Source organism: Campylobacter sp. Cr9 (assembly GCF_020138295.1).
GTDB lineage: Bacteria > Campylobacterota > Campylobacteria > Campylobacterales > Campylobacteraceae > Campylobacter_E.
Window position 1 is genome coordinate 19,132 of record NZ_JACGBH010000002.1, and the last position, 25,600, is coordinate 44,731.

Annotated in this window: 19 protein-coding genes; 10 read left to right on the top strand and 9 right to left on the bottom strand. The window is 27.9% G+C overall.

Annotation, left to right across the window (positions count from 1 at the left end):
- The gene (locus tag AVANS14531_RS01455; RefSeq protein WP_336611046.1) at window positions 1-1,863 is read left to right on the top strand and encodes a DUF1561 family protein; all 1,863 of its coding nucleotides are present in this window, start codon (window positions 1-3) and stop codon (window positions 1,861-1,863) included.
- A gap of 4 nt (window positions 1,864-1,867) precedes the next feature.
- Here the strand turns inward: AVANS14531_RS01455 and AVANS14531_RS01460 are convergent, their stop codons facing one another.
- Both AVANS14531_RS01460 and secA read right to left on the bottom strand, forming a co-directional pair.
- Window positions 1,868-2,632: a glycosyltransferase family 25 protein gene (locus tag AVANS14531_RS01460; protein WP_336611047.1), complete on the bottom strand. Its 765-nt coding sequence runs from the start codon at window positions 2,630-2,632 to the stop codon at window positions 1,868-1,870.
- Entirely contained in the window at window positions 2,629-5,124 is a 2,496-nt protein-coding gene (gene secA / locus AVANS14531_RS01465; protein ID WP_336611048.1) for a preprotein translocase subunit SecA, read from the bottom strand. Before secA ends, AVANS14531_RS01460 begins: the two co-directional genes overlap by 4 nt.
- A 69-nt stretch (window positions 5,125-5,193) precedes the next feature.
- On the opposite strand from secA, the gene lolA reads away from it, so the two are divergent.
- The 7 genes from lolA (at window position 5,194) to AVANS14531_RS01500 (ending at window position 15,457) form a co-directional block, all read left to right on the top strand.
- Window positions 5,194-5,724 carry a LolA-like outer membrane lipoprotein chaperone gene (gene lolA, locus AVANS14531_RS01470; RefSeq protein ID WP_336611049.1) on the top strand — a complete coding sequence of 177 codons (531 nt, stop codon included), beginning with the start codon at window positions 5,194-5,196 and terminating at the stop codon, window positions 5,722-5,724.
- Window positions 5,725-5,727: 3 nt separating this feature from the next.
- Complete coding sequence (gene aroB / locus AVANS14531_RS01475) at window positions 5,728-6,759, top strand: 3-dehydroquinate synthase (RefSeq protein WP_336611050.1); 1,032 nt, start codon at window positions 5,728-5,730, stop codon at window positions 6,757-6,759.
- Window positions 6,756-8,291, top strand: coding sequence for a mechanosensitive ion channel domain-containing protein (locus AVANS14531_RS01480; protein ID WP_336611051.1), 1,536 nt, complete (start codon window positions 6,756-6,758; stop codon window positions 8,289-8,291). Before aroB ends, AVANS14531_RS01480 begins: the two co-directional genes overlap by 4 nt.
- A gap of 9 nt (window positions 8,292-8,300) precedes the next feature.
- Window positions 8,301-9,545 carry a tRNA (N(6)-L-threonylcarbamoyladenosine(37)-C(2))-methylthiotransferase MtaB gene (gene mtaB, locus AVANS14531_RS01485; RefSeq protein WP_336611052.1) on the top strand — a complete coding sequence of 415 codons (1,245 nt, stop codon included), beginning with the start codon at window positions 8,301-8,303 and terminating at the stop codon, window positions 9,543-9,545.
- Window positions 9,520-11,049, top strand: a complete 1,530-nt coding sequence (locus AVANS14531_RS01490) for an AAA family ATPase (RefSeq protein WP_336611053.1) — start codon at window positions 9,520-9,522, stop codon at window positions 11,047-11,049. The genes mtaB and AVANS14531_RS01490 overlap by 26 nt, the downstream gene beginning before the upstream one ends.
- The gene (gene mog, locus AVANS14531_RS01495) at window positions 11,049-11,582 is read left to right on the top strand and encodes a molybdopterin adenylyltransferase (protein WP_336611054.1); all 534 of its coding nucleotides are present in this window, start codon (window positions 11,049-11,051) and stop codon (window positions 11,580-11,582) included. The genes AVANS14531_RS01490 and mog overlap by 1 nt, the downstream gene beginning before the upstream one ends.
- 71 nt (window positions 11,583-11,653) lie before the next feature.
- Window positions 11,654-15,457, top strand: a complete 3,804-nt coding sequence (locus tag AVANS14531_RS01500; protein ID WP_336611055.1) for a hypothetical protein — start codon at window positions 11,654-11,656, stop codon at window positions 15,455-15,457.
- Window positions 15,458-15,913: 456 nt separating this feature from the next.
- On the opposite strand, the gene AVANS14531_RS01505 is transcribed toward AVANS14531_RS01500, so the two are convergent.
- The 7 genes from AVANS14531_RS01505 to AVANS14531_RS01535 are packed head-to-tail and all read right to left on the bottom strand — an operon-like array spanning window position 15,914 to window position 22,599.
- Window positions 15,914-16,285 (bottom strand): flagellar basal body-associated FliL family protein, encoded by a 372-nt coding sequence (locus AVANS14531_RS01505; protein WP_336611056.1) that lies wholly within the window; start codon window positions 16,283-16,285, stop codon window positions 15,914-15,916.
- Window positions 16,282-17,568, bottom strand: a complete 1,287-nt coding sequence (locus AVANS14531_RS01510) for an ATP-dependent DNA helicase (protein WP_336611057.1) — start codon at window positions 17,566-17,568, stop codon at window positions 16,282-16,284. Before AVANS14531_RS01510 ends, AVANS14531_RS01505 begins: the two co-directional genes overlap by 4 nt.
- A complete protein-coding gene (locus tag AVANS14531_RS01515) occupies window positions 17,555-17,944 on the bottom strand; it encodes a hypothetical protein (RefSeq protein ID WP_239816841.1) in 390 nt (129 codons plus the stop codon). The genes AVANS14531_RS01510 and AVANS14531_RS01515 overlap by 14 nt, the downstream gene beginning before the upstream one ends.
- Window positions 17,945-17,954: 10 nt before the next feature.
- Window positions 17,955-19,118 carry an ABC transporter permease gene (locus tag AVANS14531_RS01520; protein ID WP_336611058.1) on the bottom strand — a complete coding sequence of 388 codons (1,164 nt, stop codon included), beginning with the start codon at window positions 19,116-19,118 and terminating at the stop codon, window positions 17,955-17,957.
- Window positions 19,115-20,278 (bottom strand): hypothetical protein, encoded by a 1,164-nt coding sequence (locus AVANS14531_RS01525; protein ID WP_336611059.1) that lies wholly within the window; start codon window positions 20,276-20,278, stop codon window positions 19,115-19,117. Before AVANS14531_RS01525 ends, AVANS14531_RS01520 begins: the two co-directional genes overlap by 4 nt.
- A 52-nt stretch (window positions 20,279-20,330) precedes the next feature.
- Window positions 20,331-22,103 (bottom strand): excinuclease ABC subunit UvrC, encoded by a 1,773-nt coding sequence (gene uvrC / locus AVANS14531_RS01530; RefSeq protein ID WP_336611060.1) that lies wholly within the window; start codon window positions 22,101-22,103, stop codon window positions 20,331-20,333.
- On the bottom strand, window positions 22,072-22,599 hold the full coding sequence (locus AVANS14531_RS01535) for a hypothetical protein (RefSeq protein WP_336611061.1): 528 nt from the start codon (window positions 22,597-22,599) through the stop codon (window positions 22,072-22,074). The genes uvrC and AVANS14531_RS01535 overlap by 32 nt, the downstream gene beginning before the upstream one ends.
- Window positions 22,600-22,747: 148 nt before the next feature.
- On the opposite strand from AVANS14531_RS01535, the gene nhaD reads away from it, so the two are divergent.
- Both nhaD and guaA read left to right on the top strand, forming a co-directional pair.
- Window positions 22,748-24,043 carry a sodium:proton antiporter NhaD gene (gene nhaD / locus AVANS14531_RS01540; protein WP_336611062.1) on the top strand — a complete coding sequence of 432 codons (1,296 nt, stop codon included), beginning with the start codon at window positions 22,748-22,750 and terminating at the stop codon, window positions 24,041-24,043.
- A gap of 12 nt (window positions 24,044-24,055) precedes the next feature.
- Window positions 24,056-25,591 carry a glutamine-hydrolyzing GMP synthase gene (guaA, locus tag AVANS14531_RS01545; RefSeq protein WP_336611063.1) on the top strand — a complete coding sequence of 512 codons (1,536 nt, stop codon included), beginning with the start codon at window positions 24,056-24,058 and terminating at the stop codon, window positions 25,589-25,591.
- Window positions 25,592-25,600: the final 9 nt, after the last annotated feature.

Genomic DNA, 25,600 nt, shown 5'->3' on the forward strand with positions numbered 1-25,600 from the left:
ATGAAAAAGATTTTTATACTTTTTACTCTAAGCCTTACGCTTTTTGCACAAAGTGTAGCACAAAATAGAGCAAATAAGATTCAAGACGCAAGACTTTTTGTAAAAGCTTGGGATGGTAATGTATTTTGTCTTGGGCCAAAAATAATAGGAGATAGAACATTGCTTGCAATGTTGCCTTGCAAGGATGTTAGAACCTCAAGATATGATTTATATAAAAGATTAGCTTTTAGATTTAATGATAACTGGCTATGTGCAAGTTTAAGTGATGATATGAAAAGAAACAGAAAAACAAGTGATTATGTTGAGCTTAAGCCTTGTATTTTAAATGATGATTCTCAGTGGTTTAACATAAAAGATGAATTCAGTTTAAGTGCTTATCCTAAGATAAAAATTACAGAAAAAAACTTTTTAGTAGTTGCTACAAATAATAATTTTGGAAATAAATTAAATATATTTAAAGAAGTGATGAAAGAATGGCTAGAGGCTACTCCACCACCTGTAAATTATGCTCTTAAAACTCCGATTTATTTTCTAAATCAAACGGGCAATAAAGTAGAAAGATTTTATTTAAATAAAAATGGAGCTAGTAAAACACCATTTAATTTTTATTATGATACCTTTACAGGAAAAATAGCTGTTTATAATCCTAAAAGCGCTAGTTTTGAATGTCTTGAAAGTAATTTAAATAATAAAGACTTTACTTTTATAGGATTTAAAAAATGTAATTTTGAAGATAGGGAAAGTAAATTTGCTTGGAATTTTAATTTATTTGAAAATTCTTTCATAGTAGATGGTAAAAACAACTTGTTAGATGTTGCAAGAGGAGGGGATTTTGGTAAATTATTTATAGTAACTAAAAAATATTATAAAGAAAATTTAGCAGCTAGCAAGCAGTCAAATGGTCAATTTTTCTTTGATTCAAGTGTTTATCAAATAAGAAATTATAATGCTAAAAATGCTACATTTAGTGCTAATAAATGCGGAAATGAAAGAATATTTAAAAGAGATATTAGAAGTGATGCTTTAGCTAATTTTAATCCATTGTTAGCAAATTGGAAGGATAGGCTATTAAGAATCGCAAGATCTACCGATAGTAGTGGTGATTCAAGTGGTTTATGTGGAATTTGTATGCTACAAACTTATGAAATAATTTCTTTACTTACTCATGCTTATGTTGAAAATCCTGATTTAGAAAGCTCTAATATAGGTTTATTGTTTGATTATGCAGACCATACAAGTCCTTTTATCTCATTTCAAAGACATAATCCTGCATCATATAATTCAATGCAAGAAGCACTTGGTTTATGGGGAGGAGAGCTTGTGTTTGGAGAATCTTTATATTCAAGAGGTGTTAGAGCTATGTGGGCGCTTACTAGTGGAGTATTGCCTTGGCTTGAGTGGAGTTTAAGTTCTATTAGTGAAGAAGGAGAAATTGATAATCAATTAAGAAGATTATTTAGCGCTCCATTAGGATCTTTATTTATAGGATTATTAAACTTAGAAAATGGTAGAGCTCATGCTGTTCCTATTATAGCTACTAATGCAGGAATTGTAGTAATTCCAACAAATGCAGAAAATATAACAGAAGAAGAATTTTCAAGCTTGATTACTCCTTCTACAAGTGTTTATAATCTAAGGGCATCTTTAAATGCACATGCTAGATATAATATTACAGGCTTAACTCTAATTGGTTTAGTTGGTAGTAGAGAAAATGAATTAGGTGGAGTGTTAAATCAATTTGATTGCACAGGAGATGGAAATCACAGAAGAGGTAATGGAAACTTCTTAAATCCAAACAATGCAAATGCTTGTGGTTTTGGAAGATGTGATTTAATGGAAGTTGATTTTACATTTAGCAGTTAAACTGCTAAATGTAATCTTTTGGTTTTTTAAGTGATGGAATAAAAAATTGAATTTTATTTTTTATTAATTTAAAATATTTGCTAATTTTTGAACGTTTTTTATTAACTGGATTTAGTTGAGTAGAACTAAACTCTGCTAAGTCTGGATTTATTAATGTAGGAAATAGCGCATACATGTTAGTGTGTTTATCATTATTTGTATACCAATCTGCAGGAATGTAAATTTTATTCATAATATGAAATAATTTTTTAGCACCATTGTTTGTAATTAGGTAACCATGAGTTCCATTGCCTCCACCTACAAGTCTTCTTAATTTCCATTGATTAGCTATTGATAAAGAAAATTTTTTGTAATATGGACTATTTATCATAAAACCATCGTCATAATACATTTGTTTGTAATGACCTAATAATAATAGTTCTAAATCTTTTGGAAATTCATCAATATGCTTTAAGAAGTCAATTAATTCTTCATTAAACACAGCATCATCTTCTAAAATGATAGCTTCTTTTAAATCTCTTTTTATTATTTCTTCATAGCATTTTCTATGGCTCATTGCACAGCCAATTTCGCCAAGTCCTAATTCTCTTTTAAATAGTCTTAATTGCTCATTTTTAGGATAGGTGTTTTGTCTTATCTCATCTTCACTTAATGCTTTGCCATATACTGCAGGTATTATTTCGTAATCGAGCCCAAAGCTTTCGCAAAGGGCTGTTATTTTTTCTCTTTTTTCAATGTCTTGCTCTAAATTTATTATAAAAAATTTCAAGCAAAAACTCCTGTTTTAGGACCACTCTTACCGCAACAATCTTTATATTTTTTACCACTTCCACAAGCACATAAATCATTTCTTGATTGTTTTTTATTTATAACTTGCTCTTCTTCTATAACTTCTTCTTGAGCTCTTAGTTGAATTATTAATAATACTTTTATGCTTTCACTCTTAATTCTTTCAACTAATTCCATAAATAGATTGTAGCTTTCTCTTTTATATTCTACTAATGGGTCTTTTTGATTATATCCACGAAGTCCTATACCTGTTTTTAAAATATCCATTTGGTATAAATGCTCTCTCCAAGCTCCATCTAAAACTTGTAAATATAATAACTTTTCAATTCTTTCTCTTTCTCCATCAGGTACTATGCTAAATTTATTTTTTAACATAGTAAGAATTGCGTTATTAATTACACTTTTACTTTCTTCAAGATTTAATGTCTTTAATAGTTCAATATCAAGCTCTAAATTAATTTCATTTTTAAATAATTCTATTAGATTTTCAGCACTTACATCGTGTAGATTATTTATTAAATAATCAACGTATTCAGCTACATTTTGCTCTACTTTTGTATCAATATCATAATTTGCATCAAGCAGTTCATTTCTATATTTATATATAGTTTTCCTTTGCTCGTTTGCTACATCATCGTACTCAAGTATGTGTTTTCTGCTTTCAAAATGAAGATTTTCAACTTTCTTTTGAGCGCTTGCTACTGCACGAGTTACAAGAGAGCTTTCTATGCTTTCTCCCTCAGCAATCTTTAGCTTTGTAAAAATAGCTTTTAATCTATCTCCACCAAATATTCTAAGTAAATTATCTTCAAGGCTTAAATAAAATCTAGAAATCCCAGGATCGCCTTGTCTTCCCGCACGACCTCTTAATTGATTATCAATTCTACGGCTTTCATGTCTTTCTGTTCCTATTATATATAAACCACCTAGCTCTCTAATCTCATCGGTAATTTTTATATCAACCCCACGACCTGCCATATTTGTAGCAATTGTAACTGCTCCTTTTTTACCAGCATCTTTAATAATTTCTGCTTCATGAGCGTGGTTTTTAGCGTTTAATACATTATGAGCGATTTTTGCTTTTTTTAAGTATTCATGTAAAAGCTCACTTTTTTCTATACTTGCAGTTCCTACTAATACAGGTTGTCCTTTTGCGTTAGCCTTTTTTATCTCTTCAACAACGGCTTTAAATTTTTCATCTTGAGTTTTATAAATTAAATCATCCAAATCTTTTCTAATTACAGGCACATTTGTTGGAATACTTATTACATCTAAATTATAAATTTGAGAAAACTCAGTAGCTTCTGTTTGAGCAGTTCCTGTCATACCTGCTAATTTTTCATACATTCTAAAATAATTTTGATATGTAATATCTGCTAGAGTTTGGCTTTCTTCTTGGATTTTTACACCTTCTTTAGCCTCTAATGCTTGATGAAGTCCTTCGCTAAAGCGTCTTCCTTCGCTAATACGACCTGTAAATTCATCAACTATCATTACTTCGCCATCTTTAACTACATAATGAGTATCTTTTAAGAATAAATTATTTGCTTTAAGAGCTTGGTCTAATTGATGAGCTAAAATAGCATTATCAAGGCTATATAAATTATCAACTCCAAATAATTTTTCAGCTTTAGAAATTCCAGCTTCGGTAATTAATATAGTTCTATTTTTTTCATCTGCTATAAAGTCTCCACTTGGTTTTTCTTTAGGATCTTCTGGGGCAACTCCTCTAATCATTTGCTTTGCTACTTCATTAGCTTTAATATAACCATCAAGAGTTCTATTGGTTGGACCTGAGATAATTAGCGGAGTTCTAGCCTCATCAATTAAAATACTATCAACCTCATCAACGATAACAAAATAATGATTTCTTTGCACCTTATCAGCCGCTTCAAAGCACATATTATCTCTTAAATAATCAAAACCAAACTCACTATTAGTTCCATAAACTATATCGCAATCATAAATAGCTTTTCTGTTTCTATGGTCATTACTTACTAAAATTCCTACGCTAAATCCTAAGAAATTATAAATAGCGCTCATTTCATTAGCATCTCTTGCTGCTAAGTAATCGTTCGTAGTAACTACATGAACGCCTTTTTTTGTCATTGCGTTTAATACAACAGGCAAGGTTGCTACAAGAGTTTTTCCTTCTCCTGTTTTCATTTCTGCTATGCTTTTATCGTTTAAAACCATACCGCCTATTAATTGAACATCATAATGTCTAAGTCCTAGAGTTCTTTTACTTACTTCTCTAACTATTGCAAATACATCTTCTAATACCAAATCTAAATTCTCATGATTTTCTAAAACTTTGTTTTGTAGTTTGTTAAATTCAGCTTTTATCTCATCATCGCTTAATTTTTCGTATTTTTCTTCAAGTGCGTTTATTTTTGATACTCTTTTTTTGTATGCTTTAAGAAGTCTATCATTACGAGTTCCAAATATACATTTTGCTATACTTTTAAACATTTAAATTTACCTCTTGGTTTTGATTTTTGAATATAATTATATTTGTTAAAATAAATAAAAGGATATTAAATGGATATTAAAAAAATCTTTTTGCTGTGTGCTTTCAGCATTTTTGCATTTGCATTTAAAATTGATAATATAAATTATAATAGTTTTAAAGCTGATTTTACTCAAGTTGTAGTTGATACTTCTAATAAGACTTTAATATATGAAGGAAAATTTTATTATAAAAACGATAAAAGCTTATGGCAATACTTAAATCCCGATGAAAAGCGTGTTTATATAAATAAAGAAGAAGTGGTTGTTATAGACGATGATTTAGAGCAGGTTGTAATAAGTAAAGAAGAAATTGATTTAGAAAATATATTAAAAAATGTAGTTTTAGATAAAAAAGACAAAAATACTTTGATTTATAAAGCTAATTATCAAAATGTGATTTATTATGTTAAAGTCCTTAATGATGTTTTAACAAATATTAGTTATAAAGATGAATTAGATAATCAAGTAAGTATTGATTTTACAAATACTAAAATTAACACCGATTTAGAAGATAGTTTATTTAAGTATGAAATCCCAAATAATTACGATATTATAAGGTAGAACATGATAATAGATATTGATTTAAAAGATAAAGCTTATAAAGTTTATATAGATGAAGTTATTAAAATCAACAAAGATTATGCGATTTTAACAAATACAACTTTAGAAAAATTATATTTAGAAGATGTAATAAATAAAATAGGTAAAAAACCAAAAGCAATTATAGTAATTCCTGATGGCGAGAAATATAAAAATATTGATAGTGTAAATTATATTTTAGATGAATTATTTAAGGCTGAAATTAGTAGAAGTGATTTGCTTGTTAATTTAGGTGGCGGAGTGATTAGCGATATAGGTGGCTTTGTTGCTAGTATTTATAAGCGTGGAATAAGTCATATAAATATAGCTACTACATTACTAGCAAGTGTAGATGCTGCAGTGGGCGGTAAAACAGGAATAAACAATAAATATGGAAAAAATCTAATAGGAACTTTCAAGCAACCTAGTGCTGTTTATATTTATACAAATTATTTTAAAACTTTAGAGCAAAGAGAGCTTAGTGCTGCTATGGCAGAAGTTGTTAAAATGGCTTTATGTTTTGATTTAGATTTTTATAAGAAATTAAGTGCTTTAAATTATGAAAATATATTTGAAAATATTTTAGAATTTGTTGAAAAATCAATCAAAATAAAAGCAAATGTTGTAATTAACGATGAATTTGAAGATAATCTTAGAATGAAATTAAATTACGGGCATACATTCGCTCATGTTATTGAAAATGAGACAAATTACAATACTTATTTACACGGAGAAGCAGTTTCTATGGGCATTGTAATGGCTAATAGATTAGCTTATAATTTAGGGCTTATTTCAAAGGAATTTGAAATAGGAATTAAGAATACTTTAAATAATTTTAAACTTCCTACTGAATACAAAATTAATTCAAAAAATAGTTTTTATGAAGGTTTTTTTCAAGATAAAAAAACTCTAAGTGGAAAGATTAATTTTATTTTATTAGACAATAAAGAAATGAGTATTATCAAAAACGATATTAATCAAAAAGTTATTTTAGATACTTTAGGAGAATTTGAATGAGATTTTTACTTGCGATTTTTCTTTTATTTGGTTTTGTTATAGCTGAAGATGAGTTTAGCAAAAACCTTGAAAGTATTTATAATCTTAAAGAAAAATTACATAAAATAAATGATGAATTAAAAGAAAATATCACAATAAAAAATTATAAAAATTACCAAGAATATTTAAAACTAAAAAACGAATTAAAAGACGCAAATGATAGCTTAATTAAAGCTAAAAAAACTCAAAGAGAACAGCTTGAAAGCAAGATTAAAATATTAGAAGATAAGCTTAATGTATTAAAAGATTATGAGACTTATAGCATAGTAAAATATTTAAATCTTCCAAGTGAGCCAAGTGAATATAAAAAGATTTCAAATATTTATTTAGTTCTTGAAGGATTATCAGAGCGTAAGCAATTGTTAAATGAAAATAAAGAATATGAAAGTAAACTAAAAGACTTCACAAGCCTAGTTTCAAAAGTAGAGCAAAAAACAAAGCTTTTACAGAGTTTATATGAGCTTGAACCTAGCGAGAATTTAAATCAGGAATTAGTATATTCAATAAAAGAGCTAAGCGATTATAAAAGCACCTTAGAAAACATAACAAATGCTTATGAGATATTTAAAGTAAAGGTTGCAAATAGTATTAAACTAATTAATGCAGATATTAAAAAACAATACGATAGTGCTATTAAATTTATAGCTATTATTATTTGTATTTTTATAGCTAGATATTTAGTAGGTTTAATTCTTAGAAAATATGTAGATGATAAAGATAAGGTTTATACTTCTTTTAAGATTTTAAATATTTTTACATTTATTATAGTAACTATGTTTTCATTATTTTATTTTGTTGAAAATATTAGTTATTTAGTAAGCGTTTTAGGTTTTGCTTCAGCTGGTCTAGCTATTGCTATGAAAGATATGTTTATGAGTCTTTTAGGTTGGGTTACACTTCAATTTGGTGGTGGATTTCATGTAGGCGATAGGATAAAAGCTACTAAAAATGGAGTTACTTATGTAGGAGATATCATTGATATATCTTTACTTAAAATGACTATATATGAAGATGTTACATATACTACTTTTTTAACAAATCGTCGTGCAGGAAGGATTATTTATATTCCTAATAATTATATTTTTACAGAATTAATTTCAAATTATAATTATTCTTATATGAAAACGGTTTGGGATGGAATAGACATTGTTCTTGATTTTTCAAGCAATATTGAAAAAGCAAAGCAAATAATCTTAGAATCAGCACAAACACACACTCAAGCATTTAGCGATAGTGCAAAAAAAGCTATTCAAAAAATGAGAAATCACTATCAAATGAAAAACTCAGGAACAGACCCAAAAATGTTTGTAATGTTAGAACAATATGGAGTGAAAATATCTATTTGGTATATGGCAAACTCAAGGGAAGCTTTAAAAATGAGAAGTATAGTAAGTGAAGAAATAATAAAAAGATTAAAAGAATGTGATGATATAAAACTAGCATTCCCATCACAAACTTTGTATTTAGATAAAAGAACAAACCAACCATTCTAAAGGAAAATAATGAAAATATATATTAAAACTTTTGGTTGTAGAACCAATATTTATGATAGCGAGCTAATCAAAAGCTATATAAAAGATAACGAAATAACAAACGATGAATTAAACGCCGATATGATAATCATTAATTCATGCACAGTTACAAATCAAGCCGATCAAGGCTTAAAACAATACATAAGACATATAAAAAATCATAATCCAAATACGAAATTTATTTTAACAGGCTGTGCAGCAGCTAGTATTGGTAAAAGCTTATATGATAGCAAGATTGTAGATGGTGTAATGGGTGCATCACTTAAATCAAATGTGAATAAATTCATATTAAATCCAAAGGAATTTGATTTAGGAAATTTAAAATTCATTGATGAAAAAATCGTTAGTAATTACGAAAATCACACAAAAGCCTTTGTCAAAATCCAAGAAGGTTGCGATTTTGCATGTAGCTATTGCATAATTCCTAGTGTGCGTGGTAAAGCAAGAAGTCTTGAAAGTAAGCAAATCATAACTCAGATAAAAACACTGGCTAATAATGGTTATAAAGAAGTAGTTTTAACGGGCACAAATATAGGAAGCTATGGTAAGGATATTGATTTTTCTTTAGCAAAATTATTAAAGGAAATTAGCAAAATAGGTATAAAAAGAGTTCGCTTAGGAAGTATTGAGCCGGTTCAAATTGATGATGAGCTTAAAGAGCTTTTAGATGAAGATTTTTTAGAGCGTCATCTTCATATTGCCTTGCAACACACAAATGAATATATGCTAAAACTTATGCAAAGAAGAAATAAAGCTTATAAAGATTTAGAATTATTTGAGTTTTTAGCATCTAAAGGCTATGCTTTAGGGACTGATTATATAGTAGCTCATCCAGGCGAAAGTGATGAGGTATGGGCTGATGCTATAAATAATTTTAAGAAATTTCCTATCACTCATCTTCATGCTTTTATTTATTCTAAAAGAGATGGCACAAGAAGTGTGGAATTAGCAAAAACCTTAGGTGAAATAGACAAAAATATAGCAAAAGCAAGACTAAATGAGATTAAAGAAATTACTAAAATGAAAAATTATGAGTTTAGAAAACAACAAAAAGATTTATTAGTTTTAGTAGAACAATTTAAAGATGGATTTTATCAAGGATATGATCAGTTTTTTAATCTAGTAAAAATTAAATCAGATAAAGATTTATTAAAAACTTGGATAAATATAAAAGATTACGAGGTAGAAATTGACAAAACAACAGCCATTTACTAAAAAAATAAAAATTATTATCGTTTGTATTATTGCAATTATTATTGCTTTAGGCGTATTTTCTTTAACTAAAAAAGAGCAAAATATATCTATAAATGAGTTTTCAAGCTTAGATTTAAAGAACATAAATAATGCATATTTATATGAAAATATGCTTTATTTTTCTATAAATAATAAAGATTATAAAATACTAGCAAATGATGAAATCATCAAAAAAATCTTAAATCATACAAGCATAGAAAATAAAGTAGAGTTTGATTATTCAATAATCTTGCTTTTAATAATGATAGGTGTTTTTGTATATTATTTAATGTATATTAGAAGTCTTAGCACAAAACAAGGCTCAAGCTCTCATCCTATTAATAATATGCTAAAGCCAGAATTTAGATTCGTAATTAAAACCGATAGCAATTTTAACGATGTAATAGGGCAAAAAAAGGCAAAAAATGAGCTTAGAAAATTAAGCGCTTTGTTTAAGAAAAATAATTCAAGTTTTGTTAAAGGAGTTTTGCTAACAGGGGCTAGTGGGGTTGGAAAAACTATGCTAGCAAGGGCTTTAGCTAATGAATGCGGAGTGAATTTTTTATATCAGAGTGCTAGTAGTTTTAATGAGATTTTTGTAGGACTTGGTGCAAAAAGGGTTAGAGAATTATTCGCAAATGCTAAAAAACTTGCACCTTGCATAGTATTTATTGATGAGATTGACGCGCTTGGAAAACAGCGTGGAAATGCCTTAGCAAACGATAGTGAAAATACTTTAAATGAGTTATTAACTCAAATTGATGGCTTTAGCGAGCTTAAAAATGTCTTAATAATAGCAGCTACAAATAGAGCTGATGTATTAGACAATGCCTTGCTTAGAAGATTTGATAGGAAAATTCACTTTACTTTACCTACTTATAACGATAGGCTAGAGTTTTTAAAGGATTTAGTGGCAAAAGACTTGATTAGTCCTGATTATAATTTAGATTATTTAGCTTTTATTTCAAGAGATTTTAGTGGGGCTAGTTTTAAGAGTTTAGAAAATGAATTAAGACTTAAAAATAAGCTTAGCGAAGATGAAATAATGCTTGAGATTTTAAACATAAAGCATGGAATTAGTGAAGATTTACATTTAAATGAGAGCGAAAGATACATTCAAGCAATCTATCAAGCAGGCAAAATCACAATGGCAAAGATTTGTGATGCTAGATTAGTTTATGCTGATTTATTTCATTTTGAATATTTTTATCCAAATGAAAATATAAAATCATTCTCAGAAATCAAAAATGAAATAAAAATTTTATTATCAGGAATGCTTGCTAATGAGATGTTTTTGGGTGAAAATTATGATAATTTCGCTAAAGATAATGAAAAAATCCAAAAGTTAAGCAAATTTTACATGGAATTTGAAATAGGAATTTTAGAAGAAGAATGCAAAGAGTTTTTAAAAGCTTATGAGATAGATATCAAGCAATTAGCAGATGAATTAATGCAAAAAGAAAGAATATTTTTTAAGGATAAATAATGGATATTGTAAAAATTGGAATAATTACTAGCTCAGATAGAGCAAGTGCAGGTGTGTATGAAGATATTAGCGGAGAAGAGATTAGAAAAATTATGAAAGAATATTTATTAAACGAAATAGATTTTAAATATTCTTTAATCCCTGATGAAGAAGAATTAATAAAAAATGAAATTATCAAAATGGCTGATGAGTTTAAATGCGATTTAATCTTTACAACAGGTGGCACAGGTCCAGCTATTAGAGATGTTACCCCAGAAGCTACAAAAAAGGCAATCGAGCGTGAATTACCAGGGTTTGGAGAATTAATGCGTGCAAGCTCACTTAAAATTGTTCCAACAGCAATTTTGAGTCGTCAATTAGCAGGAATTAGGGGAAATTCATTAGTGATTAATCTTCCCGGTAAGCCAAAAGCTATTCGTGAATGTATAGAGCCAATCTTTCCTGCGATACCTTATTGCCTAGACTTAATTGAAGCAGCTTATATAAATGAAAGCGAAAACGCTCCAAAAGTCTTTAGGCCAAAGGCAAAATAATGCCCTTAAGGGAAAAATTGTTTAATGAATAAATTTATAATTTAATATTTTAATTAATTAAGGAGAATAATATGAATAAGAAAATTGTGTTTTCATTAGCTGTATTATCAGCCTTTTCATATGTAAGTGGTGTCTATATAGATGATGACATTACTTGTAAAGACAATAAAAATAGCAACTTTAATCAGTGCGCTAAAATTAGGTGGCAATTTAAACTTGGAAATCCAAATAGCCAAGATCATATTGCTAATTTTGATAGTTGTCTAAAAGCGTATGATCCAAATACTGGTGATGAAAGAGGTAGAAATTCTTTTGATAAATGTACAAGACTTGGAAAAGCTCACGATAATTTTTATGTTCAATGTATTAATCAAAGAGGTGTTCCTTTAGCTGAGCGTTCTGAAGACTTTCATAGAATTAATTTACTATCAGATAAATTTAAAGCTAAATATGATGCCTTAAGAGTATGTTCAATTCAACATTTTGATGCAAGGAAATATGATATATGCAAATATTTTGAAAGTGCACGAGGTGATTGTGGTAAAAATGATTTTGTGAAACTTTATCAAAATTTAGTAGAAAAAACTTTGAATAATAATCCAAGTGATTATTGTAAAGGTGTTTTAAAGCAAGAATTAGATGATGTGAAACTGTATAGAGAAAAGGGTATTAAGCGTTCTATTGTTGATTATCCTGTATATTTTCCATATTCTTTACCTGATATAATTCAGATAAGAAAAAATAATATTCAAAATTTTGAAGTAGAAGCAAAATTTAATGTTAGAACAGAAAAGAAGATTATTCAAGATTATTATAAAGAGTTTGTAACAGATACAACAGGAAGAATTGAAGTAGAATCAAATGCAGCTAAGACATATACAAGAACGCTTATTTATTTCTTAGAGCAACCTGATGTTGAGTGGCAAGTAGAAAACTTTGCAAAATATATTGTTGGAAATGATGCTGCACACAATTGGTCTAAAGGTTTAGGTTGGCTTGATTGGGGTAGCCATGATGGTAAGGTAGTAGATTCTGATAACAATAAAATCATTCAAATTGACGGAAGAACTTTTAATGGTGCTCAAGGTGCGGGTAACGTTTATGAGCATTTCTTAAATTATAGAAGCAAGTATCTAGACAATAATGAAGAGCTAAGAAATAAAATTTATGAATATTTATTCTTAAAAAATTCAAGAGTAAGACCAATTACAAGCAATTATTTTAGAGATTATCCAGAAAATTATAGAGAAGGTGGTAACTTAGGCGGACCTAGTAAGTGTTATAACTATGACTTACAACAATTTAAATCAGAATATTCTAGAGCATCTTATTTTGATTATCAGAATTTAAATGATTTTGTATTTAATAGTGGAGCTCCTGAATTTCAACCAAAAAAATATACTTTTAGTATCCATAAGAGCTTTGATAACACGAAAGGTATTTTTGAAGAAGGTAAGAATACTAAATTTAGCATAAATGTAAGACCATCTTTTGATAATACTTCTCCATTTTACGATAATAATCCTACCGGAAATGAGGGCGGTATTTATAACAGTATAAAACTTAAATTTTATGCTGATGCTGATAGTTTGTTTATTACTGACATAGCAAATCAAGACAATAGAAATCTTTCTAAGCCATTAAAGGTAAATGATTTAGATAATGTATATATTGCTCTAAAAAATCATGGTGATAGTATTCCAGTAAGAAATGCGGGGACAAAATACTATTTAAGTCAGTTTACTATGAGTAAAAGACAAATTTCAGATTCAGATGGTGCAGTTGATGGTAAGCTTATAAATATTGAAAACACAGATCCAATAGAGCTTCAAATCCAAGAAGGTATTAATGGTTTAGGTCTTAAGTTTGATCAAAATGCGTTTTATAAGCTAGTTGGTATTTCTAAAAAAGAAATAGAAGATGGTAAAACTTATGAAATTACTTTCAAGATCAAAACAATAATAGATGATAATGGAATTTACAAAAGACCATTATTTGAAGAAGATAGTAATAGAATAATCAAAGGAAAGCAATTAGGTGAAGTTAAAATTATTTTAGGCCATGGACAAATGCCAGGTCTTTCATTTGGAACAGCTTATGCTAATGTAAATAATGGTAAAGTTGTTGATGGTAATAGAATTGCTTCAAATGTAGAAATTGCAAATCAAATTTATACAAGAACCAATAATCAGTCTATTTACCTAGGTATTAAAAAGGCTAATGTACCAACTTTATATAGACAATATATAAGATTTTTAGACGCTAATAATAATCCACTTAAAGTTAAAGTTTATGGAGTAAATGGTAAATTATTAGATAAAAATAGTGAATGTCAAGGATATTTTCCTTTAGAAAATAAAATGGTTTTAGAATTAGGAAAACTGTCTGTTGGACAAAATTACAAATTAAGTTATGAAGCAGCTGAATATGATACTATTGATGAAGCTTGCAATATTTTAGGTCAGAGATATTCAAATGAATTTACAATTAGACCTGAAAAAATTGAGTATAAAGTTGCAGGAAAAGATGAATTTCAAAAGAATACTGGTAAAGTAGATAGTAATTACACAGATAATAATGTAATATTTACTTCTAATATGAAAGATGATAAATTTGGTATAGGTATTGCGGAATTAAGAGTGACTTATGCTGATACAACAAAAGGTGTAAAAACATTTAATTTAGAAGATATAAATACTAATTTATTAAATAAGGTTACTAATACAACAACTTCGTTTGTAGATTTTGATAAGACTAAAGGTGACTTTGCAATTAAGACAATTTTCCCTATGGTAACAGATGCTAAGATTTTATTAGCTGAAAATAAATTCACTCATGAAGATTTAAAAAATGGTTTATGTAACAATAATGATAGAGCGCTTTATAAAGATGAAGCTAATAAAATTGAGTTAGATGGTAAGATAAATTGTCAAACTCCAGGAAATGAAATTAGCGTTAAATTTATAGCTAATCAAAGCTTTAGCTTAGAAAAAGACACAATAGGTAATGATATTAAGGCTAGTGTTACAAATACTAACTTTATTAATTATGTTCCATTTAGTGATTTAGATAATGAGAGATTAAGAATACCTTTACAGATTGCTAACACAAATAATGGTTCATATTTTTATAAGAAATACGATAGTGATAGCGTAAAAGCAGAATTAAATATAACCTACGCAGAAGAGCCAAAAGACCTTAAAAAAGTTATTATTAATGCTACTTCAGATTTAGATGTTAAAGTAATTAGCCAAAACCAATTTGAGCTTTCAGGTTTAAATAGAAAATTTGATGATAAATTAGCAGCATTAGATATTACAAACAAGCTAAGCACTTATAATGAAGGTGATTTTGATGCGAAAAACTTTGCTAAGCTTGAGTATAAGATAGGTTATCCAAAAACTTCTAGTGGTAAAGCTAATTTAGAAAAGGAATTTGTTATATCAAATGCTGATTCAAAAATCACATTTACAAGCGGTAGTGAAGAGCCAAAAAATAATATCTTAGATAGACCTTATAGATTTGCTTATACTGGTTTATTCTTTAAGGACATTAGGGTAAATAACAAGAGTGCAAATGGTTATAATATTGAATCAGGTAATGCAGGTTTATTAAAGTATGTTGAAAATAAAGGCTTTAAACCATTAGAAGGACATTATATTAATAACTTTAATACACTATATAATAGTGCAATAAGTTCATTTAATTTAATTTCTGATTATTCTCGCTCAAGTTTAGCTGGAAATAAATATGAAATACCAAATAACTTAAAGCATAATCAATATGTTAAAGATACAATTAGATTTGACATAAAAGATTCAGCTTATAAGTATTTAGATTCATTCTCTACATTTACAATAGAGTTTATAAAATAAACAAGCCCTAGCCAAAAGGCTAGGGTTATACAATCTCTTCAATTTTTTATAATAAAACTTACTTAAAATAAAATTTTCAATTCTTTAAATGTATATGAGCAAAATTATGCTGAAATTCCTATTTCAAATTTTTTGATTTTTTGCTTGAAATTTTAATGTAATTTTGCGGGGCAAAACTACATTAAAATCCGTAAAGATAGCGTTAAAATCCATCGAACTACAAAGTAGGTTATAGATTTTACTTATCTTTACCCAATAGTAGTGATAGAAAAAAGGGTGGGAAAAGCTTACGGAAGTGGGGGGGGGTGGATAGTGAAAGACTACCACAAAGTTTTCCCTACCCACTTCCATAAAAAAGTATTATAAAAATGCCAAAAAACTTTTTAGAGAAAAATACAATCTGAAATTCCTATTTCAAATTCTTTGATTTTTTGATTGAAATTCTAAGGAATTTGATTAAAGTAAATTAGCGTCTTTTAGTATTTCTTTTATAGCTTCGGCACTATCTTTGCTTTTTAGATTCATTATTAAAATATCATCAATATTTACTGAATACTTTTTGCCTGCGTATTTGATGATAGTCTTTTTAAGATTTTCTTTGCCAAGTTCTGTAAATAAGTCTTCATAATAATAACTTGATATAACCATATTTAAACTATCTTGTATGAAGTCTTTTTCATTAGCTACATTATCGCCAATCACTTTTATGCTTAAATTAATTTTCTTTAAGCCATTTGATTTAGAATATAAATCGGTTTCAAAATTACTTATTTCAATACTACCTGCCATAGCAACAACACTTACTAAAGTAAAAACAAATTTTTTCATATTTGTTCCTTATCGCAAAATTGATAAAACTGCTTTACTGCTAAATTAGCCTTAGCCTTAATTCTAAATAGATTTTCGTATGATTTTTCGCTACCATTGAAAATTATTTTAAAATTACTTGGATTTGAGCTTCTTGATAATGCTACATAAAGCTGACCTTGAGCAAATATTTTATCACATTTACAAATTAATTTATCAATACTCATTCCTTGGCTTTTATGAATTGTTATTGCATAAGAAAGCTTTAGGGGAAAGGCTTTTAAGATAGCATCGGGCTTTTTGTCAATTAAGCTAGGATTTATTCTAAAACTAGCTGCAATTTCTGGGTCGCTAAAGTATAAAAACTCTCTAGGGCTTACTGAATAAATATATTGATTTGAGCGAATTTTTAATTCTTTTTCTTTTTCATCATAGGCGATTATCTCACCTTGCATTCCATTGTAATAATTATCAAAATTATATGTAAAAATAACCTTTGCACCTATTTTAAAAACAAATTCTTCTTCAATAGGCTGAGCTCTTAGCCATTGCTTAAAATCATTATCTAATTCTTCATCAAATTCTATATTTTTCTTAACACTAGCATTAAAAGAATATTCTTTATTATCAATAGCTTTTAATTTGGCTATATTGATATTTTTTGCCTCTTCGTTTGTGCCACAAATAATCGTATAATCATCATAATTATTTATATCATCTTTTATTTTGTATTGCTTAAAATACTCAATGCAATTATTTGTAATATTTCCTATTCTAATGCTTCTTAGATTTTCATAAAATTCTTTATCGCCCATTCTATGCTGAGTAATTAGCTCAATTACTTTGAAATTACATTCTTGCCAGTATTTTGAGCAAAAAGCATAATTGCCATCAGATTTAACAGGCTCAAGCTGATAAAAATCTCCAACTATTAATAATCTAATATTGCTAAATCCAAAAAGTCTTGAATAAATCATATCAAATACATCGCTACTTATCATAGATATTTCATCAATGATGATTAATTCTATTCCTGATAAGGATTTATATAATTCTTGCAAGTCATCTTTGCTAGTTTTAAGCTCGTTTATGTTTCTTGCAAGGCGAAGTTTAAAAAATCTATGAACCGTATCTCCGCCGATATTTACAGCAGCAAGTGCAGTGCTAGCTAATACTATTGTCTTAAAAGCATTGCTTTTAATAATCTTATCTATGGTATAAGATTTTCCAACTCCTGCACCACCGGTTAAAAATACATTTCTTCCTTGTTTTAATAAGTCAATTATATACTTACTTTGATTCATCAATTATATTTACTTTATAGTTTTTTGTAGTAAGTGCATTAAGTCTTAACATTAAATCTTCATAAGTATCACCATCATAAGGATAAAACGCCACACATTCTTTTGCCCTTGTATTTAAAAAACTATAAATTTCATTGCTTATGTTTTGAGTATTTTCTTTACTTGCACCTGAAAATAAAATAATTATCCCGCTTTCTAGCTCAAAAACACAATCAGTTTTTCTTAAAATACTTGCAATTACTTTTCTATGTTCTTCATCAGGACTTTTTATAAAAGCTAAGCAAAACTCAAAATCTATATCATAAAAGTATCTATAAATATTCGCTGTAAAAAAATCAATAATTTTTTTCATTTCTTCTTTTTTAAAAATTTGCATAATTTCTCCTTCACTCATTTCTTAAAGTTTTTAATACATCTATTTTACTAGCTTTATATGCTGGATATAAAGATGAAAGCATTACTATAATACTAGCTCCAAAAGTGATTGTTAAAAAATCGCTCAAGCTAAGATTTATAGGTAATTTTGCACTTCCATATACATCAGCAGGAAGCGAAATAATATCAAATGTATCTAAAATCCAAAGTCCAAAAAAGCCTAATAAACAGCCAAAAATAATGCCTACAAAACCTATAAAACAACCTATTGTAAAAAAGGCATTTTTTACTTCTTTTTTACTAGCACCTAGGGCTAATAATAATGCTATTTCACTTCTTCTATTTAAAACAATCATAAATAAAGAAGTGATTATATTTAAACTTGCAATTATTACTATCATCATTAGTATAAAAAATAAAGCTTTTTTCTCTAAATCAATTGCGCTTAAGATATTTCCGTTTTGCTCCCACCAACCTATGAAGAAATATCTATCATTATATTTTGCTTTAAGTTTTGAAATATCTTCTTTTGGATTATTTGTATCTATATGAATACCTGTTATATCTGTATTTTTTAAAACTTTTTGCAAGTCTTTAATATCTACATAAACATAAGAATTATCATAAGCATTTAAGCCTGAATGAAAGGTTGAACCTAAATAAAAACTCTTAATATTTGGACTTATACTAAAGGCATTAGCGCTTAAATCGGTAAATATTAAGTGTAATTTATCGTTTATATTAGCTCCCAATCTATTTGCAAGACCATTGCCTAAAATTGCTTGGAATTTGAATTCGGAATTAGGAATATTTAAAATCTTATTAATTTGCTTTTCTTTTTCAAAATCAACCCCAAATACAACAGCACCATGCATAGTAGAATTAAATCTTATCGCTGCTTGAGTTTGAATAAATGGGCTTATTTTATAATCTTTACTAAGCTCATTTATTAAATCTTCATCTATTAAAACACTTCTTGGATATAAAGTAATAGGGTAGTTCATAGTAAGTAATTTATCCATAAAGCTCTTATTCATTCCATTCATTACAGCCATAGAAATGATTAGAACACAAACGCCAAGAGCAACACCAACAAAAGCAAGTAGCTTTGTAATCATAATAAAAGGCATTGATTTATCAAAGCGAAGGTATTTAAATAATAAATATTTTGTCATAAATTATCTTTAAGTGCTTTTGCTATTTGGGTTTCGGTTGCATCTTTTATTATTAAATCTGCAAAATCTAAATTCTTTTTAGCGTGTTTATTGCCTAAAAATAAGATTATGAAAGTTTTTGGATTTTCGTACTTGATTTTGTTTATTTGGCTTACTAAATTTTCATAATCAAACAATAATGCCTCATAACCTATTGCTATTATTTTGTAATTATTATTTAATTCATTTATAAAGGCACTTATGCTATCTACTTTTGTATTTAGCTTTGCGTGTTTGTTTGCTATGTGATATAAATAATCAGTTTGTATATCTGAGCTTAAGAATATTAAAACATCGTTTTTAAATTCTTGCGTTTTGTTTTCTACTTTATAATCACTTAATAAAGTAATCAAGATATTTTTTAGTTTTATCTTACTAAACGGGCGTTTTAAATAATTATCTTTATTGTAATTATCGCTTAAAATTATTGTGTTTTTTGTCCTGTAATCATAATCTTCATCAACTATTACACAAGGATAACTTGAAAAATCACTAATGCTATTATAAAAATCTACATTTATTTCATATTGCTTTAATATTGTTTTCAGCAAGAAATTTTCTAATAAATCATTATTTAAAATAGCGATTTTAACTCCGTTAAAACTAGGATTTAATTCATTTTCAAAATTATCATAATTTGTTTCATAAGAAATCGTTGTTTTTGTTAATGAATAAATGTTTTGAATACTATCATCATTGTGCTTTTCTATTAGCTCTCTTATTTGATTTAAATTATTTTCATTTGTATATGATAAAACATTGTTAATGTTTTTAAGCTCTTTAGCACTGCTATTCAAATGCTTTATTAAAAACTCATTGTGGTTTTGTAAAGCCATCATTTTTTGCTTTATTTTGCCTACTTCATCTACTATTAATCTAAGATTTTTATTCAAATCTAAATTATCGCTATTAGCGCCTAAGCTTTTTAATATTTCTTTTAAAATATTTATTTTTTGGTTTGCACTTTTTTTTCTAATAAGTGCAGCTATAAAACTTACTGCGTTAAATATCAAAATCACTGCCAAAATGATTGTAAAAATCGTTTGATTTAGCAAATTTTCTACAAATAAACTAGCTATTAAAATAGCACATAATAATATATTAAACAAACTTGGAAACACAAAAATCCTTTATATAAACTATAAGCTAAATTATGGCTATTAGATTAAATGATTATTTAATATTTTTACTAATTTTAGAAGCTACATTTTTATTTGTAACTTTTGCTATTTCATCAAAATCAGCCTTGTAAATATTTTCATAATTTTCATAATATTTTAATAATTTAATAATATTTGCTTTTGAAATGCCAAGCTGTTCTAATTTTGACGCTTTTAAATCATTTTTGCGTTTTGCATTTTGATGAGTAGTGATTGCAAATCTATGTGCTTCATCTCTTAGTTTTTGAATAAATTGTAAAACCTCATCATTTGTTTTGAGTTCATATACTTTATCTTTAAAATACAGCTTATCACGAGCCGCACCCTTTGCTCTATGTGCTAGATGATTTAATTTTTCTTTAGAAATTGCTATTACATCTACATTTATTTCATTTTGAGCTAGAAGTTCATTTGCTAAATCAAGCAAAGCCTTTCCACCATCAATTATCCATAAATCAGGACTTGCTAATTCGCTAAAAGAATTAATTCTTCTAATAAGCATTTCTTGCATTTGTTCATAATCATTACTACTTGTAAGATTATATCTTCTATAATTTTGCTTATTAAATTCATTGCTTGATAAATTATAATTTATCATAGCACCCACAATAGCTTCTCCTTGAAAGTGAGAATTATCAAAAACTTCTATTACATAAGGCATGTTTGTTAAATTAAAAAAGCTTTTTAATTTAAACAATAAATTATTTTCTTGTTTTTTAAGATTTATTAAAGCGTTATTTTCTGCTAATTCTATTAGCTTTTTAACTTCATTTGTTTTTGCTATTTTTATGCTAACTTTATGATTTGCTAGTTTGCTTAGATATTCGCTTAATAATTCTTTATTTTCATTTTCTTCTTTTATGTAAATATTATTAGGAATTATTCCTTCTTTGTAGTTTGCAAACAATAATTGACTTAAAAAATCGCCTTCTTTATTTATGATTTTTTCATTAATTACGCTTACAACTTTTCCATGATTAATCACAAGCCTTGTGCTTGATAAAAACTCGTTATCACTAACTACTGCAAAGACATCAAAGCTAACATCTTTTGCTAAATCTACTTCAATTTCCTGATTTAAATTCTTAATATGATTTATCATATCTCTTATTTTAGCTGCTTCTTCGTAGTTTTCGTTTTCTGCGTATTTAAACATTTTTTCATTTAGAGTTTTTAGCATTTGCTTTGGGTTTTTTAAAGCTTGTAAGGCTTGTTTTAAAATATTTTCATATTCAAGCTTTACATTAAACTCACAAGGTGCTAAACATCTTGACATATCATAAAAAATACATCTTTTTTTACAGCTTTTCATTTGTCTTAAGGGATAACATAAATATAAAGCTTCTAATAAATCTTTTGCCCCACTAGCATAAGGTCCATAATACTTAGTTAAAGAATCTTTTTTAACTTTTCTTGTGATTTCAAATCTAGGGTAATCTTCTTTTAAATCACAACAAATATAAGGATAAGTTTTATCATCTCTTAATAAAATATTATATTTTGGATGCATTTGTTTTATTAGCGAATTTTCTAAGATTAAAGCGTCTAATTCACTACTTGTTTGAGTGTATTCTAAATTATTTGCTTCTTCAATTAATTTTATAATTCTAGGAGAATTTTTAGGATTAGCTCTAAGGCTTGGCGTAAAGCTAAAATAACTTCTAACACGCTTTTTAAGATTTTTTGCCTTTCCTACATAAAGCAAAGTATTATTGTGATAATACCTATAAACCCCTGATTCGTTTGGTAAAGAATTAATTTTGTCTAATAGATTTGATTTTTGCATTTGTTTTTTTAATACTTTCTTTTAAATTATCCACTAATATTTGATGTTCTTTTAATTTTGCGAGATTATTAAAATCTTCGCACATTAAATCTTTTAATAAAATCTTTGGTTGTCTTGATTTTTCGTAATCTACATAAGCATTTAAAATTGCATTTGAATTTATTATTATTTCATCATTTCTTAGATTAAGAACTCTTGCTTCAATAGGTGAAAATCTTTTATAATTATTAATATGGTTTAAAATAGCTCTTTTTGTAGAGTCATTTCTTATATCTTGAGCTAGGGTTGGATGATATACTCTTATTCTAAAATAATTCCTATCAAATTTCGTATATACATCGCATACAACACCTTTTTGGGTTAATTTGTATTTAATATCGGGTGGCATACTTAAAATAAATAATTTTAATTGTTTATTAAGTTTTAAAAATAAAAGGTTTTTATTATGAGCTGCAAGTTCTTCATGAATATTTTTAATATCTTTAAATTTAGTCATATTGTTTTGTTATTTGCCTTAGTTTTTTCTGCTTGTGGATATAAAAGCGATCCTGTCTATTATGATAACAAGTCAACGCAAACACAAAAATTACCTTTTGTTGAATTAGAGTAAATAATATCTAACATTTTTTAAAAAAGGAGCTTCAATGGAAATCACATTTTCATGGGCGGGAATTTTATGTTTGGTGATATTTATCATCGGTTATTATTTTATAGCAGCTGAGGATAAATATCATATAAACAAAACAAAACCTGCAATATTTATCGGAACTTTAATGTTTATTATTTTAGGTATGTTTTTAGCAATTAACGGCAAAAGCACCGAGCCTTTAGAAGAAGAAGTAAAGGCTTTGATTGAAGAAATTGCTGAAATTGTATTTTTCTTAATGGTTGCTATGACTTATATTGAGGCATTGATTGAGCGAAATGTATTTAATACATTAAAATATAAACTAGTTACTAAAGGCTATACTTATAGAAAATTGTTTTGGCTTACAGGTCTTTTAGCATTTTTCATCTCTCCAGTAGCTGATAATCTAACAACAGCTTTAATTCTTTCTACCGTTTTACTTACAATTGATAGCGAGAAAAAAGAGTTTTTAGTTCCTGGGGCAATAAATATAGTTGTAGCTGCTAATGCAGGTGGTGCTTGGAGTCCATTTGGAGATATTACAACTCTTATGGTTTGGACAGCTGGAAAAAGTCCATTTATAGACTTTTTTGCTTTATTTCCTGCTAGTTTTATTGGCTGGTGGCTTACTGCATTTTTACTAAGTCGTTATGTGCCTAATGTTAAGCCTAATTTTGATACTAAAACAATGGAAGTTGAATGTATTAAAGAAGGTGGTAAGGCTATTATTTTATTAGGGGCTTTAACAATTGCTAGTGCTGTTTTAATGCATTCATTATTTGGCTTACCTGCTATGTGGGGAATGATGTTTGGCTTATCATTATTAAGCATTTATACATACAGATTTAATGTATCTCGTGGTAAAAAAGACATAAATATCTTTCATTATATGACTAAAATTGAGATGGATACATTATTATTCTTCTTTGGTATTTTAGCAGCTGTTGGAGCATTACATTTTGCAGGATGGCTTGCTTACGCATCTAAGCTTTATGATATTGCTGGAGTTACTACTACAAATATCGGAGTAGGGCTTTTAAGCGCAGTTGTTGATAATGTGCCTGTTATGAGTGCAGTTCTTAAAGCAAATCCAAATATGAATATAGATGATTGGCTTTTAGTAACCTTAACTGCCGGAATAGGTGGTTCATTAATTAGCTTTGGCTCAGCAGCTGGAGTTGGTGTAATGGGTAAAATGCGTGGAATTTATACATTTGGATCACATATGAAATATGCTTGGACTATTTTATTAGGTTATATTCTAAGTATTATTATTTGGTGGTTACAATTTGAGTATTTTGATTTATATTAGGAAAGGAATTTAATGGAAAAAGCAGATATTTTAGTGCTTGACTTTGGGTCGCAATACACCCAATTAATTGCCAGAAGGCTAAGAGAACAAGGAGTTTATACTCTAATTTTACCTTTTAATATTAGTGCAAATGAAATTAAAAGCTATGAGCCTAAAGGTATTATTTTAAGTGGTGGTCCTGCTAGCGTTTATGCAAACGATGCTTATTTTTGCGATAAAGCGATTTTTGATTTAGGATTACCGATTTTAGGAATTTGCTATGGAATGCAATTAATGGCTCATCATTTTGGAGCAGTTGTTGCACCTGCAGGTCATAAAGAATATGGTAAAGCTAAGATTAGTGTTCAAGAAGATAGTTGTTTATTTAAAAACTTACCAAAATCTCAAGTAGTATGGATGAGCCACTCTGATAAGGTTGAGAATTTACCTGCTGGATTTAAAACAATTGCAGTTAGTGAAAATAGCCCATTTTGTGCTTATGGAAATGATGAGAAAAAAATGTATGCACTACAATTTCATCCAGAAGTGCAACATAGTGAATTTGGTAAAAATATCCTTAAAAACTTTGCAAAATATGTATGTAATTGTGAAAGCGTTTGGAATATGGGTTCATTTGCTAAAACACAAATTGAAAAGATTAAAGAACAAGTTGGTGATAAAAAAGTTCTTTGTGCAATTAGTGGTGGTGTAGATAGTAGTGTTGTTGCTGCACTTTTAGCAAGTGCTATCAAAGATCAAACTATTTTAGTTTTCGTAGATACTGGACTACTTAGAAAGAATGAAAAAGAGCAAGTAGAAAATATGCTTAAATTAAAGTTCGGTATAGAACTTAATACTATTGATGCTAGAGAAATTTTCTTAACAAAATTAAAAGGTGTAACAGACCCAGAAACTAAGCGTAAAATTATCGGAAATACTTTCATTGAAATATTTGAAGATTTTGCAAAAAAACAAGAAGGCGTTGAATTTTTAGCACAAGGAACTTTATATACTGATATTATTGAAAGTAGCGTTGTAGGTAGCTCAAAAACAATTAAAAGCCATCACAATGTAGGCGGCTTACCAGAAAAAATGAATTTAAAATTAGTTGAGCCTTTAAAAGAAATATTTAAAGACGAAGTAAGATTACTTGGACTTGAACTAGGTCTTACTAAAGATTTAGTATATCGCCATCCTTTCCCAGGTCCAGGTCTAGCGATTAGAATTATGGGTGAAGTAAATGAAGAAAGCTTAAATATTTTAAAAGAAGCTGATGATATTTTCATTCAAGAACTTAAAGCTAATGGTTATTATGATAAAACATGGCAGGCATTCTGCGTATTATTAAATGTAAAGAGCGTTGGAGTTATGGGAGATAATAGAACCTATGATAATGCAATAGCTCTAAGAGCAGTAGATGCAAGCGATGGAATGACAGCGACATTCTCACACTTACCTTATGAATTACTTGAAAATGTAAGTAGAAGAATCATAAATGAAGTTAATGGAATTAATAGAGTAGTTTATGATATTTCAAGTAAGCCACCTGCAACTATTGAGTGGGAATAAGATTTTTAA

Excerpts from the sequence above, each read along its gene's own strand:
- AVANS14531_RS01455 (WP_336611046.1), top strand. The coding sequence starts at position 1 with ATGAAAAAGATTTTTATACTTTTTACTCTAAGCCTTACGCTTTTTGCA.
- secA (WP_336611048.1), bottom strand. The coding sequence starts at position 5,124 with ATGTTTAAAAGTATAGCAAAATGTATATTTGGAACTCGTAATGATAGA.
- lolA (WP_336611049.1), top strand. The coding sequence starts at position 5,194 with ATGGATATTAAAAAAATCTTTTTGCTGTGTGCTTTCAGCATTTTTGCA.
- aroB (WP_336611050.1), top strand. The coding sequence starts at position 5,728 with ATGATAATAGATATTGATTTAAAAGATAAAGCTTATAAAGTTTATATA.
- AVANS14531_RS01480 (WP_336611051.1), top strand. The coding sequence starts at position 6,756 with ATGAGATTTTTACTTGCGATTTTTCTTTTATTTGGTTTTGTTATAGCT.
- mtaB (WP_336611052.1), top strand. The coding sequence starts at position 8,301 with ATGAAAATATATATTAAAACTTTTGGTTGTAGAACCAATATTTATGAT.
- mog (WP_336611054.1), top strand. The coding sequence starts at position 11,049 with ATGGATATTGTAAAAATTGGAATAATTACTAGCTCAGATAGAGCAAGT.
- AVANS14531_RS01500 (WP_336611055.1), top strand. The coding sequence starts at position 11,654 with ATGAATAAGAAAATTGTGTTTTCATTAGCTGTATTATCAGCCTTTTCA.
- AVANS14531_RS01505 (WP_336611056.1), bottom strand. The coding sequence starts at position 16,285 with ATGAAAAAATTTGTTTTTACTTTAGTAAGTGTTGTTGCTATGGCAGGT.
- AVANS14531_RS01510 (WP_336611057.1), bottom strand. The coding sequence starts at position 17,568 with ATGAATCAAAGTAAGTATATAATTGACTTATTAAAACAAGGAAGAAAT.
- AVANS14531_RS01515 (WP_239816841.1), bottom strand. The coding sequence starts at position 17,944 with ATGCAAATTTTTAAAAAAGAAGAAATGAAAAAAATTATTGATTTTTTT.
- AVANS14531_RS01520 (WP_336611058.1), bottom strand. The coding sequence starts at position 19,118 with ATGACAAAATATTTATTATTTAAATACCTTCGCTTTGATAAATCAATG.
- uvrC (WP_336611060.1), bottom strand. The coding sequence starts at position 22,103 with ATGCAAAAATCAAATCTATTAGACAAAATTAATTCTTTACCAAACGAA.
- AVANS14531_RS01535 (WP_336611061.1), bottom strand. The coding sequence starts at position 22,599 with ATGACTAAATTTAAAGATATTAAAAATATTCATGAAGAACTTGCAGCT.
- nhaD (WP_336611062.1), top strand. The coding sequence starts at position 22,748 with ATGGAAATCACATTTTCATGGGCGGGAATTTTATGTTTGGTGATATTT.
- guaA (WP_336611063.1), top strand. The coding sequence starts at position 24,056 with ATGGAAAAAGCAGATATTTTAGTGCTTGACTTTGGGTCGCAATACACC.